Here is a 12,401-nt window from a genome sequence, read left to right as displayed (position 1 = left end):
GCCGGCATTCACGAGGACACCCCATGCAACACCATGCCCATCCTCTGCTGAGCCCCGTCCCCGGGACTCAGCGCAGCCTGGAGAGTTTTCACTTCGGCCCCGCCGAGGCGGAAAAGCGTGTCTACATCCAAGGCTCGCTGCATGCCGACGAACTCCCCGGCATGCTGGTCGCCTGGACCCTCAAGCAGCGCCTGAAAGCGCTGGAAGAGGCCGGACAGCTCAACGCGCACGTCATCGTGGTACCGGTCGCCAACCCCATCGGGCTCGACCAGCAACTGATGGACATCCCACTGGGGCGCTACGATTTCGAGAGCGTCAGCAACTTCAACCGGGGCTATCGCGACGTCACCGAGCACATCGCCGAAGGGCTGGAAAGCGCGCTGACGCAGGATGCCGAACACAACCGGGCCGAGATTCGTCGGCGCTTCATTGCTGCCCTCGATGAACAGCCGGCGACCTCGGCCTACGCGTCTCTGCACCTTACGCAGCAACGCCTGGCCTGCGACGCGGATTTCATTCTCGACCTGCACTGCGATTTCAACGCCGTCGAACACCTCTACACCACCCCGGCGGCATGGCCCGACTTCGAGCCCCTGGCGCGTTATTTCGGCGCCAAGGCCAGCATGCTCGCCACCGACTCCGGCGGCGGCTCGTTCGACGAGTGCTTCACCCTGGTCTGGGAGCAACTGCGCGAGCGTTTCGGCGACCGCTATCCGATCCCTTACGGCAGCCAATCGATCACCCTCGAGCTACGCGGCCAGCAAGACGTCGCCCGCGACATCGCCGAACGCGATGCCGACGCGATTCTCAACTGGATGCGCTACCACGCCCTGATCGACGGCGAAGCACCGCCCCTGCCGGCATTGCCGTATCCCGCCACCGAACTCGCCGCCATGGACTTCCTGCGCGCCCCCGCGGGCGGCGTCGTAGTCTTCCATCGCACGCCAGGGGAAGAAGTCAAAAACGGCGACCTGATCGCCGAGATCATCGACCCCATCAGCGACGCCGTACACCCCGTGCGCGCCGAGCAAGACGGCATGTTCTACGCCCGCACCCAGCGCCGCATGGCCACCGCCGGCATGATCGTCGCCGACGTCGCCGGCCACTACGCACACCGCAGCGGCTACCTACTCGCGCCGTAAAGTAGCACCAAAGGCAGAAATAACCACACCTACTCGCGTTCTTATTTCACCGCAACAACTACCACCGACAACGGGCAGCCCACGCTGCCCGTTGTTTCAAAAGTAAGCTAACGCTCACCACCCTCACCCAAGATTGCTACACGTCCTTATAAATCCACGAACTGCATCGATAAGCGCCCCCTTATCCGCTTTGCTGGCCGACCTCATCCCGCCTAGTATGAAACCCTAAGGCTGCTTAGACGGCTCGAAAAAATAACCGATACGCACGGGACTACCGCATCAATACGATATGCAGTGGCCTTAGCGGTAGCGTGCCTGAGGATAAATCCGTACTGCGTCGCAACGCTGAAAGAATGGCGAAAACCGGCAAAGGCAGCAGGCACGCGAATGCTGCATAACGCGCCGAATCATTCTTAGCATGGCTTAAAATCAATGGTTTAGGTGCGTAAAAGCAAGCCAGATAAGATTTATTAAACGCGCGCGCTCGTTCAAGTAGCAAAACGAGCGCGCTAGGTAATACCTGTTAGGCAAGAGGGAGCAATGGAAATATACAGGGTTGGATTCATTTTCAGTAGATCTTTCGTTCAAAAGGAAATCAAGCTCCCTTCCGCGACAGTAAAGCCGCTTTCGCCTACTGGTTTTGCTGGTGAGATTCATGACGGCAAGAAGAAGCTTGAGTCAGTACGTTTTAGTTTCACGCGAAAGGATCTCGGAAACACGCTGAGGAACTACGCGAGCACTGGGCACTGCACGCTTGTAGAGTTTGAAGCTGTTGAAGGCGATAGCTTCGTCGAAGCGATAGAAAGTAAAGAAGGCGAAGCGGAGAATATTGTTGGTGCTTTGTCTGTGATTTCCGCTAACCCAGCGACTCCACTATGTGCATTTGCTGAAGGACCTGAAAATCCAGGTATAAAGTTCTACATACCTTCCGACCGTGTTATTCGGCACGGCACTAATATTCCTGGACATCTTGATGCTCTTCCCGACATTGAGCAGAAAGCGCAGACGGATACAAAGTTTTCGTTATTGCTTCGCTTGTTTAGGGCCTCCCTCAGAGAGTCGGAAATCGACAATCAGATATTGTTCCAGCTCATCTTGTTCGAAGAAGCATCTGACAATGAAGATGCCTCTTCATTTGCTGAAAGGCTGAGAAGCTTCAGTGAGAAAATTGGCTTTTCCGGTGACCTAGCGTTGTTAGCTACTGAATGCGGTATAAAGTTGCCAGAAGGGCGAGATGTCATTGATTTGCTAGTCAAATTAAGAAATTCGGCTGCGCACAATGGAAACATCAGTGAACAAAGCCTACGGGAGTTTAACGGCGACTGGGTGGTGCCAGTAGTGCATGACAAGAAGAAGCTGCACAAGCTTATCACCGAAGCGGTCAGATATATGTTTTGTTGCCTTGTTGGACATGCTAGAGACAATATGGCGGTCAAAGTAACTGAATCTATTGAGATCAAGTTTGACTAATGCCTAACAATCACAGGCACGGCGACGGTTTTTACATTGCGGCTGCGCCTCCATTCCAAAACCGCGCGTGCTGTTGGCGTTGAGGCTGTAGAAAAACCCCGCTGACTCCTTGGTTTTGGTAGGATCAGGAAAACAGATGAGGAGTGGTCGGCATGCCCCGCTTCAAGCCCTATAACCACGATCAGAGCGCCATGGTGGTGATCAACTACCAAGATCAGCTTCAGCCCGGCACTTTTGAGCACGCGGTACACTACCTGATCGAGCACAAGCTGGACCTGTCGATTTTCCACCCCAAGTACCGCAACGACGCGACTGACGGTGCTGCTATGGATGCCAAGCACTTTAGCGATCTGCCGCTGGCTCATACGGACACCCTGTTGGGCGTGGATCTGGTATCGTTGGGTCTGGGTCAGCTGTCGGTATCCCATGCTCTGCTTCACTTTGGTCGGTAAAGTCGAGAGGGTACCGGCGCTGGCCCTCCTTCCTCTACTTGGCGGCCCAAAGTGCTGCGGTTATTCTATGAATCCAAGACTCTCCACCAATGGAGATAAGACGTGGAAGTAATCAGAAGCAAAGGATTCAAGGCAGATCATGCTTGGGGTGCGAAAAATATCGCCAATATGAGTGGCATCACAACCCGCTTACATTGGACAGACCAACCTTACAAGTGGCACATCAATGATGGTGAAGAGGTGTTTGTCGTTCTTGATGGTCAAGTAGAAATGTACTATAGAAAGGGCGGCACAGAAGAATCCGTTGTCTTGGAAGTCGGTGATATTTTTTTCGCTACAGTCGGAACTGAGCATGTCGCTCATCCAATCGGCGAGGCTAGGGTATTGGTCGTTGAAAATGAAGGTAGTGTGTAACAAATAGTTATAATCGCCACTCTTTCTGTTGCGGCTTCGCTCTCACTGCAAAGCCGCGCATGCTGTGATCATTAATACCTCAGCCCTAACGACTGCCGTTCACGTCATCTGCAAGCCAAGCTTTGATCAGGGATTGGTAAGGCATATCCCGTTTGTTGGCTTCGATTTTGATCCGATCAAGCAGCGTCTCGGGCAAGCGGAGTGAAATCGTCTTGGTTGAGGGCTTCAATTTTGGAAAAGACGCTTGTTTCGCCTGGCTCCAGTCCAGGTAATCGGAGGAATCGTGGGTTTCCCAGAACTCCTGTTCTTCCGCTTCGGTTTTGAACTCAGGCATCTTTTTTAGCTTGCTCATAAACACCCCTCTCTTTGCGGTGCATGTCTCGGGCCGAAATTACCCGAATCAGCGTATCGTCCTTCCTGAGTGTGAACGTGATGTGGAGCAGCCGCTCATCATCTGTTTCACCAAGGGCATGGAAACGGGCCTCGGCTTGGCTGTGCTTGGAGTCTTCCAGCACTAGAAGCGGCTCATTGAAGAAAATTGCTTCCGCTTCGGCCTGGCTAACGCCATGCTTCTCCGCATTTTTCCGGGCGTTACCCTCATCCCAGTCAAAGCCAGTAACTTTTACCCAATTGATCATAGAAGTATATTATCAACATATACAGAGGCGTCAACACATGCCAACCAGTGCAGACCTCACAGTCTTTCCCATTGCATACGCCCTTCGCCAAGCCACGCGACGCTAGGCATCGCGGCGGTGCTTCGATATGCTGCAAGACGTGAAACTCAGGGCTGCTCACGAGGCGGCTCCATAACAACACACTGCAAATTCCGTAGAGAGCTTTCCATGAAAAAATTGCTGACCATCACCCTTCTCGGTAGCGCCTTGCTGGCCGGTAGCGCCGTCGCGCAGGACACCTTGCGTATCGGCGTCGATGTGCCTTACGAGCCGATGGAATACCGCACAGCCGACGGTGAACTCACCGGCTTCGACATCGAGCTCGGCAACGCCATCTGCGAAGAGATCGACAGGAAGTGCGAGTGGGTCGTGCAGGCGTGGGACGGCATCATTCCGGGCCTGATGGCGCGTAAGTACGACGCGATCATGTCTTCGATGACCATCAACGAAGAACGCAAGGGAACCGTGCTCTTCTCCGACCCGTACATCAAGCCGCCCTCCGCGTGGTTCACACCGGAGGACAGCAGCATCGACTTCCCAGCCAAGCAAACGCTCGAAGGCAAGACCATCGGGGTGCAGCGCGGCACGTTGCAGGATAACTACGCCACCGACATGTTCGGCGACGCGGCCGAGATCAGCCGTTACTCCACCGCCGATGATCTCGTCCTCGACATGGATGCCGGTCGTGTCGATATCGCCTTCCTGGACTTCCCGGTCGGCAAGTCGACCCTGCTGGACAGCGAAGAGGGTAGCTATAAGGTGGTCGGCAGCATGATCACCGAGCCCGAGAAGTACTTCGGTGAAGGCTTTGGCATTGCATTCCGCAAGCGCGATCAGGAGCTGGCAGACCAGTTCAACGAAGCGCTAGCGACGCTGAAGGAAAATGGCACCTATCAGGAAATCTACAACAAGTATTTCGCTACAGGATCCAAGTAAGACGTCGGGACAACCAACGCCACGCCAAAGGGGCGGCCTGCGGGCCGCCCCTTTGCGTTACGGCAAACGCTCAGGACGTACCTTTCCCGGACGGGGCGAAACGCGCGATGAAACGCGCCATTGCCGGCCCCAGTAGCACCACCGTGAAGAGCCGCAATGTCTGCAGCGCCACCACGAGACCCAAATCGGCATGCGTGTCGATGGCGATGATGGTCATCGAGTCGAGCCCGCCAGGGCTGGTCGCCAGGTAGGCGGTGATGAAACTCGTGTCCATGAGCCCTACCATCAACAGCGCGGAAAGCGCACATAGCCCGATCAGCACTATCGACGCCATGACCATCTTGCCCAGCGAGCGAGCCACGGTCGCCAGCGCGTCGCGGTCGAAGCGCAGCCCCACATAGACACCGATGAAGCCGTAAGCCAGCATCAGCAAGGGTGCCGGCATCGACAGCGTCGCCCAGCCGGCGAGATGCAGCACTGTGCCGATCAGCATCGGCCCCAGCAAGGCGCCCGCAGGCAAGCGGCGATCGCACAGCCAGACCCCGCCGACGATAACCGCCAAGGTGATCGCCAAATCGACCGTCCCGGCCAGGTCGTCAGGAAAGCCGCCCCCGCCACGCGATGGTGTATCGCTCACCCCCAGCCAATGGCTCACCAGGGCCCCCACGAGCACCACGCATACCACTCGCACGTATTGCATCGCCGCCACGATACGCGGGTCGGTATCTTCGCGCTCCTCAGCCATCGCCACCATCGCCGCCGCCGCGCCCGGCGTGGTGCCCCAGGCCGCCGTGCTGCCCGGAAGCCCGCCGTAACGCACTAGAACGATCCCCACCAGCAGACTGAGCAGCAGGGTAATGGCCGTGGCCAACAGCATCACCAGCCAGCCATCGAGGATCGTCATCAGCACGCTCATCGTCATGGCATGCGCGATCAACACGCCGACCGTGCCTTGGCCGAGCTTGAAGCAGCGTCTCGGCAGACGCAGACCGCTGCCGCCAATGCCGAAGGCGATGCCCACCAGCATCGGGCCGATGAAGCCACCCGCCGGCATGTGCCAATGATTGAGCACGCCACTCGCCACGCAGCACGCCACGAATAGCGCCAGCCACAGCCCGGCACGGTGCATGCGGGGAGACGACGGTCGAGAAGGCACAGGGGTCGGGGAAGGGGCCAAGGGGGTACTCCACAAAAGAGAAGCATTATAGCAAGCTAAGGACTTTCCGCAGTACTTCTCGCTGCAGCTACCGCGAGACCGCCGCCGTGTATATCACTGCCGAATCCGGCGAGTCCGGTGCCGTCAGCGCGTTACACTGGTAGCGTTGCCGCTTCGAGGAACCTCGCCATGCTCGATCCCGACCGCTGTCGCGTGGCCCGTCTATCTCGGGATGCTCGCTTCGATGGGCGCTTCTTCGTCGGCGTGACCACGACCGGTATCTACTGCCGGCCGATCTGCCCTGCCCGGCCGCCGCGCGATGACAATGTGCGCTATTTCCCCAGCGCTGTAAGCGCCGCCCAGGCGGGATTTCGGCCTTGCCTGCGCTGTCGCCCGGACAGCGCCCCGGAATCGCCCGCCTGGCATGGCAATCACACCACGCTACGCCGCGCCTTGCGGCTGATCGACGAAGGCGCCCTGAGCCAAGCTTCCCTGGGCGCGCTCTGCGACCGCCTCGGCATCGGAGAGCGCTACCTGCGCCTGCTTTTCAAGCAGCATCTGGGCGTCTCGCCCAAGGCCTACGCCCTGCATCGCCAGTGCCTGTTCGCCAAGCAGTTGCTGCACCAGAGCGCGCTGCCGGTGGCCGATATCGCCTACGCCAGCGGCTTCACCAGCCTGAGGCGCTTCAACGATGCGTTTCGTCGCCAAGTGGGACACGCACCGCGCGAGTTGCGCCGTACGCCTCGGCCCCCCAGCGAGGACCTCACGCTGACGCTGGCCTATCGCCCGCCTTACGCCTGGGAATGGCTGCGCGACTTCCTCGCCGTGCGGCGTATCGACAAACTGGAATGGGGAGACGCGCATCGCTACGGACGCTACATTCAGTGGGGAGCGGCGCGTGGCCATTTCACGGCCGAGCACATGCCCGACCAGCATTGTTTTCGCGTCACGCTGAATCTCGACGACCTCGGGGCGCTCTCGCCGGTGGTACGCAACATCCGCCGTGTGCTCGACCTGGACGCCGATACGGCCCTGATCGAGGCCCAGTTGCAAAAGACGCTCCCGGAGACGTTTTCCCTCGTCGAAGGCTTGCGCTTGCCCGGCCTGTGGAGTCCCTTCGAGGCCGGCATTCGCGCGGTTCTCGGCCAGCAGGTCTCGATCTCGGCGGCGCGCGGGCATACGACCAATCTGGTCGAGGCGCTCGGCGAGCCGACCGCCGAGGGCGGTCGCCACTTCCCCACGGCTGCGCGGATCGCCGCCAGCGATCTCACGTTTCTGCGCATGCCCCAGGCGCGCCGCGACTGTCTGCGTGGCCTGGCGCACGTCGCATGCGAGCAGCGGCTCGACGACGACCCTCGCTGCTGGACCACACTCAAAGGCATCGGCCCCTGGAGTGCCGATTACGCCGCCTTGCGCGGCACCAGCCATCCCGATATCTGGCTGGGCGGCGACCTGGGCGTCAAGCGGGCCCTGACGTCTCTGGACGCGATCGAGCCGGATCTTGCCGCGCCGTGGCGCAGTTATCTCACCCTACAACTCTGGAGTCGCTGATATGGCATCCCCCGCCTACGCTCTCGATTACGTCACGCCCGAACCGACCTCGCCGCTGGGCATGCTACGCATCCTCGCCAGCGAGCACGGGATTCGCGAGATCGCCTTCGTCGACGATACCGAGACACCGGCGGCGCCCTCGCCGCTCACCGAGACCTGCCGCGAACAGTTAAGCGCCTATCTCAAGGGGGAATTACGCGATTTCGACGTGCCGCTCGACCCGCAAGGCACGCCCTTTCAGCAGCGCGTATGGCAGGCATTGGCACGCATTCCGTTTGGGGAGACGCGCAGCTACGCGGAAATCGCCCGAGACATCGACAACCTCAAGGCGGTGCGCGCGGTAGGCGCCGCCAACGGCCGCAACCCGCTGCCCATCGTGGTGCCTTGTCATCGCGTGATTGGGCGTGATGGTACGCTCACCGGCTATGCTGGCGGGCTCGAGCGCAAGGCCTGGCTACTTGAGCTCGAGCGCACGCACATCAGGCACCATTCAACACGTTAATCGCATCAATCAACGGAGGTGCGCCATGACGCAAGATTTCGAACAGGCACGGCAAGTGCTGGATTTTTGGTTCGTAGAGGCGGGTCCCAAGCAGTGGTTCAACAAGAGCGCGTCGTTCGATAAGGCGCTCACCGAGCGGTTTGGGGCGCTCCACGACGCGGCATGTCGCTGCGAACTTTACGCCTGGCGGCAAAGTAGCCACGGCGCCTTGGCGGAAATACTGCTGCTGGATCAGTTCTCGCGCAATATCTACCGCGATCAGGCCCTGGCCTTCGCTCAGGACCCGCTAGCGCTGAGCCTCGCCCAGCATCTGGTCGCGCGCGGAGGCGATCAAGCGCTACCCCCCCGAACAGCGCGCGTTCGTCTATATGCCGCACATGCACAGCGAATCGCCCGTGATCCACCAGGAAGCCCTGCGGCTTTTCGATCAGCCGGGGCTGGAGCGCAATCTTGACTTCGAACGGCGCCATTGGGCGATTATCGAGCGCTTCGGCCGGTATCCGCATCGCAATGCGGTTCTGGGCCGGGAATCGACGCCGGAAGAACGCGACTTCTTACGCCAGCCGGGATCGTCCTTTTAAGCCTGATGACGCTGTACGTGCGATCAGGCGCCGCGAGCAACGGGATAACGCCCCGCCAACGGGGCGGTCAGCGTGCCGAGCAGGCGCCAGCTCAAATAGAGAAAACCGAGGGGGAATAGAATCGTCTGGACGATGAACACCGCCGACAAGGCCACCACGTTCTCGGTCATGCTATCCAGACGTGTCAGCAGGTCGCGCACCGGATGGCCCACGGCACTTTCCCATTTATCCTTGAGCTGTTGCCACACGCCGTCGTCTTCTTCACGAATGCCGGCCTGCGTCTCGGCAACGTCCTGGAACACCGCGCGATCTTGATCCAGTGCCGTATAAAGCCCCTCACGCTGATCGCCAATCAGCGCATCGCCCATCCAGGTGCTGGCCAGCGCCGCGATGAGCACCGCGAAACGTAGGAACGCCATCAGCAAGAACGCCCGACGGGCCCATTCGCGCCAAACACCACGCCTCCAGACGAGCGACACCGCCAGCAACAGGCAGCTCAACGAGAAAAGCGCCTTGATGACCGCGTGACTGGCCATCTGGATCAAGACTTTCTGCATGGCCAGCGAGGCCGTGGAGGCAAACATGATCCACGAAAAACGCTCGACGAGGTCATTGGCGGGGTCCAGCGCCTGGCCGAACTGTACCTGGAAAACCATGGCGTCGGCAGTGACGCTCTGCATCACCGAAATGGCCGCATTGAGCGCCTTGGCCAAGGCAAAGCTCTTGAACGCCGTGGCGAGAGCGTCATCCAGCGTAGATAGCGCTACGTCGTGCGTGACGCCAAGCCACGACACCAGCGCCAAGATCAATAACGCCGCCACCGCCCAACGGCGGTGGGGCATGCAAGAAGACAGCGACATGACGAAAGCTCCCGGGACAATGCCCAGACCCTAAGCTCTGTCTGAAAAATCGGCGAGCGATGGCCAGACAAGGCAAAAATTGGCGAAAAAGCAGAGTTTACACAGGGTAAATGAGCATTTTGAGTCGATTTTTAACGCCGTATGGGTGAGCGCAGGCATTTTTCCGATAGAGCGTAACCGCTCGGTGGCCCGAGCGCCATCGTCATCAGATCAGCAGTTGGTAGCTCAACGCCGAGACCAACAAGGTGGCGGAACCCATCAAGGCGACGATGAGCGCGTGGCGCAGGGTATCGGGTTTCATGACGCGCATGGGACGACCTCGCATGACGGTGGCTCGAGTCTCCTTGATAAGCGATTCCGTCGCCGCGCTCAATACACCTTTGGATTAGACGGCAAGCCAAGCGGCCCGGCGTCCCGAGACATGAGCCGATGCTACCGATACCAGGTACCGAGATGGTATCGTCTTCGCGTTCATTCGCATGCATTCAAGAGGTCACCCATGTCCAGCAAGATCTATTGCACTGCCCAGTTCAAGCCCAAGCCCGGCAAGGAAGAGAGCGTCTTCCAGGCGCTGCAGGCACTCGAACCCAATGCCCATCGCGAAGACGCCTGCATCCAGTACACCGTGACCCGTAAGATCGACAATCCGTTCGCCGATGGCACCAGCTATCCCATCGTTTTCCACGAGATCTGGGCCGACCGCGCCTCCTTCGAAGCCCATTGCCAGCGCCGCGAAGTGCAGGCCTTCTTCGCCGAATACGTCGAAGCCGAGGATGGCGATGTCGAAGATGCCAACGTCTGCGTGTACACCGATGAGCCGGCCGATTTCGACGCGCCCAAGCTGTAACGCGCCACGCCGGCGGATGATCGTCCTCGCCATTACCCCCGCACATCGCGAGGTCTCATGAAAAGCCGCTGGGACGATCTTGAGGCACTGCTCGCCGTGGTCGACGCCGGTGGCTTCACCGCTGCCGCCGAGCGCCTGAGCACCAGCACCGCGCGACTCTCGCGGGCCGTCTCGCGCCTGGAGAGGCGGCTCGAGACGACCCTCGTGCACCGCACCACGCGACGCCTGGACATTACCGAGGAAGGCGAGGCGTTCATCGCCCAGGCCCGCCAGGCGCTGGGCACCCTGGAAACCGCCGAGGAAGCGCTCACGGTGCGCCGTCGCGAGCCCGCCGGGCGCCTGCGCGTGGACGCTGCCACCCCGTTTCTGCTGCACCAGATCGTGCCCCACCTCGCCGAATTCCATGCCGCCTATCCCAAGGTACGCCTGGAACTGACCACCCACGAGACCAACATCGACCTGATCGAGCAACGCACCGATGTCGCCATTCGCATCGGTCGTCTGGAAGACTCCACCCTGCATGCGCGACCGCTCGGTCATAGCCGGCGTCGCCTGGTGGCAAGCCCCGCCTACCTGGAACGCTACGGCACGCCGCGCCATGTCGAGGACCTGGCGCATCACGTGCTGCTGGGCTTCACGCATCTGACCCAGCTCAACCGCTGGCCCATCGGCGACGGCCGCACCATCCAGCCCACTCTCGCCTCGAGCAGCGGCGAAGCGTTGCTGCAAATGGCCGAGGCTGACGTGGGCATCGCCTGCCTGGCGGATTTCCTGACACGCGGCGCCTGCCAGGCCGGGCGTTTGACGGTAGTTCTCGACGACGCCACCCACGAGCGCCACGAACCCATTCAAGCGGTCTACTATCGCAATACGGCGCTCCATGGCCGCATCAATGCCTTCCTGGATTTCTTCGCCGACCGCCTGACGCTCTGATTCCCTCACGCCGATTCCCTCACGCCGGAACATGCGCGCCGCAATCTTTGTGATTAATGCAAGAATGTTTTGCAATTAGGCACCTTTATCGCAAGGCCGCGACTCGGCAGACTGCCCCACCTTTTGCATTCACATGCCTACGAAAGTGGTAACGACACCATGAAGATTCTGCTGATCAACGGCGCCAAGGCCTTTGCGCATTCCGGCGGCCGTTATAACGACACCCTGCACGACGTGGCACGCGGCGAACTCGCCGAAATGGGCCACGAGATCCGCGAGACCCGCGTCGACGACGGCTACGATACCGATGCCGAAGTCGAGAAATTCCTGTGGGCCGATGTCATCGTCTACCAGATGCCCGGCTGGTGGATGGGCACACCGTGGACGGTCAAGCGCTATATCGACGAAGTCTTCACCGCCGGCCACGGATCGCTCTATGCCAGCGACGGACGCTCACGCAAGGACCCCAGCCTTCAGTACGGCAGCGGCGGCTTGCTGCAGGGACGGCGCTACATGCTCTCGCTGACCTGGAACGCCCCCGTCGAAGCCTTCGACGAGCCCGGCAACTTCTTCGAAGGCCAGGGCGTCGACGGCGTCTACTTCCCATTCCACAAATCGCAGGCATTCATTGGCCTGGACGCCATGCCGACCTACATCGCCAACGATGTCATCAAGGCGCCCGACATCGACGGCCATATCGACGCCTATCGTGCACATCTGCGCGAACATTTTTCCATCAGTTGAACGAAGCCCACGCCTGAACGCTAAAGCCAGCGCCTGAACCGGCCTCCGGGCCGCCGCCGCATCACGGTGGCGGCCCCGCGCGTGACCTGCCTCACCCTCTGACGTTGCACCTTTCGACGCACGGCAAGCTTTTCAA

13 protein-coding genes and 3 pseudogenes are annotated in these 12,401 nt (G+C 60.0%); 11 read left to right on the top strand and 5 right to left on the bottom strand.

Annotation, left to right across the window (positions count from 1 at the left end):
• Window positions 1–23 precede the first annotated feature (23 nt).
• The 3 genes and pseudogenes from L1075_RS04160 to L1075_RS15855 all read left to right on the top strand — a co-directional run.
• The gene (locus L1075_RS04160) at window positions 24–1,142 is read left to right on the top strand and encodes a succinylglutamate desuccinylase/aspartoacylase family protein (RefSeq protein WP_246940169.1); all 1,119 of its coding nucleotides are present in this window, start codon (window positions 24–26) and stop codon (window positions 1,140–1,142) included.
• Between the two features lie 540 nt (window positions 1,143–1,682).
• Window positions 1,683–2,612 (top strand): hypothetical protein, encoded by a 930-nt coding sequence (locus tag L1075_RS04155; protein ID WP_246940166.1) that lies wholly within the window; start codon window positions 1,683–1,685, stop codon window positions 2,610–2,612.
• A gap of 152 nt (window positions 2,613–2,764) precedes the next feature.
• Window positions 2,765–2,944: pseudogene (locus tag L1075_RS15855) on the top strand (transposase); the annotation flags it as partial.
• Here the strand turns inward: L1075_RS15855 and L1075_RS04150 are convergent.
• A pseudogene (locus L1075_RS04150) lies at window positions 2,921–3,040 on the bottom strand (helix-turn-helix domain-containing protein); the annotation flags it as partial. The pseudogenes L1075_RS15855 and L1075_RS04150 overlap by 24 nt on opposite strands.
• Before the next feature lie 126 nt (window positions 3,041–3,166).
• Between L1075_RS04150 and L1075_RS04145 the strand changes: the two are divergent.
• Window positions 3,167–3,478: a cupin domain-containing protein gene (locus L1075_RS04145; RefSeq protein ID WP_246940163.1), complete on the top strand. Its 312-nt coding sequence runs from the start codon at window positions 3,167–3,169 to the stop codon at window positions 3,476–3,478.
• 85 nt (window positions 3,479–3,563) lie between these two features.
• Here the strand turns inward: L1075_RS04145 and L1075_RS04140 are convergent, their stop codons facing one another.
• Together L1075_RS04140 and L1075_RS04135 are read right to left on the bottom strand one after the other, a co-directional pair.
• Window positions 3,564–3,830: a BrnA antitoxin family protein gene (locus tag L1075_RS04140; RefSeq protein WP_075368248.1), complete on the bottom strand. Its 267-nt coding sequence runs from the start codon at window positions 3,828–3,830 to the stop codon at window positions 3,564–3,566.
• Window positions 3,805–4,116 (bottom strand): BrnT family toxin, encoded by a 312-nt coding sequence (locus L1075_RS04135; protein ID WP_075368249.1) that lies wholly within the window; start codon window positions 4,114–4,116, stop codon window positions 3,805–3,807. The genes L1075_RS04140 and L1075_RS04135 overlap by 26 nt, the downstream gene beginning before the upstream one ends.
• A gap of 207 nt (window positions 4,117–4,323) precedes the next feature.
• Between L1075_RS04135 and L1075_RS04130 the strand changes: the two genes are divergently transcribed.
• Window positions 4,324–5,091: an ABC transporter substrate-binding protein gene (locus L1075_RS04130; protein ID WP_246940160.1), complete on the top strand. Its 768-nt coding sequence runs from the start codon at window positions 4,324–4,326 to the stop codon at window positions 5,089–5,091.
• A gap of 70 nt (window positions 5,092–5,161) precedes the next feature.
• Here L1075_RS04130 and L1075_RS04125 read toward each other — a convergent pair whose 3' ends face one another.
• Window positions 5,162–6,268: an AbrB family transcriptional regulator gene (locus L1075_RS04125; RefSeq protein ID WP_246940158.1), complete on the bottom strand. Its 1,107-nt coding sequence runs from the start codon at window positions 6,266–6,268 to the stop codon at window positions 5,162–5,164.
• Between the two features lie 168 nt (window positions 6,269–6,436).
• On the opposite strand from L1075_RS04125, the gene L1075_RS04120 reads away from it, so the two are divergent.
• The 3 genes and pseudogenes from L1075_RS04120 (at window position 6,437) to L1075_RS04110 (ending at window position 8,881) form a co-directional block, all read left to right on the top strand.
• The gene (locus tag L1075_RS04120) at window positions 6,437–7,798 is read left to right on the top strand and encodes a DNA-3-methyladenine glycosylase 2 family protein (protein ID WP_246940156.1); all 1,362 of its coding nucleotides are present in this window, start codon (window positions 6,437–6,439) and stop codon (window positions 7,796–7,798) included.
• A gap of 1 nt (window position 7,799) precedes the next feature.
• Window positions 7,800–8,300, top strand: coding sequence for a methylated-DNA--[protein]-cysteine S-methyltransferase (locus L1075_RS04115; protein WP_246940154.1), 501 nt, complete (start codon window positions 7,800–7,802; stop codon window positions 8,298–8,300).
• A pseudogene (locus L1075_RS04110) lies at window positions 8,206–8,881 on the top strand (DUF924 family protein). The gene L1075_RS04115 and the pseudogene L1075_RS04110 overlap by 95 nt, the downstream one beginning before the upstream one ends.
• A 23-nt stretch (window positions 8,882–8,904) precedes the next feature.
• On the opposite strand, the gene L1075_RS04105 reads toward L1075_RS04110, so the two are convergent.
• The gene (locus L1075_RS04105) at window positions 8,905–9,741 is read right to left on the bottom strand and encodes a hypothetical protein (protein ID WP_246940152.1); all 837 of its coding nucleotides are present in this window, start codon (window positions 9,739–9,741) and stop codon (window positions 8,905–8,907) included.
• A gap of 499 nt (window positions 9,742–10,240) precedes the next feature.
• Between L1075_RS04105 and L1075_RS04100 the strand changes: the two genes are divergently transcribed.
• The 3 genes from L1075_RS04100 to L1075_RS04090 all read left to right on the top strand — a co-directional run bounded on the left by L1075_RS04100 (window position 10,241) and on the right by L1075_RS04090 (window position 12,265).
• Window positions 10,241–10,588, top strand: a complete 348-nt coding sequence (locus tag L1075_RS04100) for a putative quinol monooxygenase (RefSeq protein WP_040242874.1) — start codon at window positions 10,241–10,243, stop codon at window positions 10,586–10,588.
• Between the two features lie 57 nt (window positions 10,589–10,645).
• The gene (locus L1075_RS04095; protein ID WP_246940150.1) at window positions 10,646–11,521 is read left to right on the top strand and encodes a LysR substrate-binding domain-containing protein; all 876 of its coding nucleotides are present in this window, start codon (window positions 10,646–10,648) and stop codon (window positions 11,519–11,521) included.
• 159 nt (window positions 11,522–11,680) lie between these two features.
• Window positions 11,681–12,265 (top strand): NAD(P)H-dependent oxidoreductase, encoded by a 585-nt coding sequence (locus tag L1075_RS04090; RefSeq protein ID WP_246940148.1) that lies wholly within the window; start codon window positions 11,681–11,683, stop codon window positions 12,263–12,265.
• The last annotated feature ends 136 nt before the right edge of the window (window positions 12,266–12,401 follow it).

Origin of the sequence: Chromohalobacter beijerinckii (genome assembly GCF_023061185.1) — a bacterium.
GTDB classification, from domain to species: domain Bacteria; phylum Pseudomonadota; class Gammaproteobacteria; order Pseudomonadales; family Halomonadaceae; genus Chromohalobacter; species Chromohalobacter beijerinckii.
Note: the sequence above shows the minus strand (reverse complement) of the source record. Positions and strands in the feature narration are given on the sequence as shown.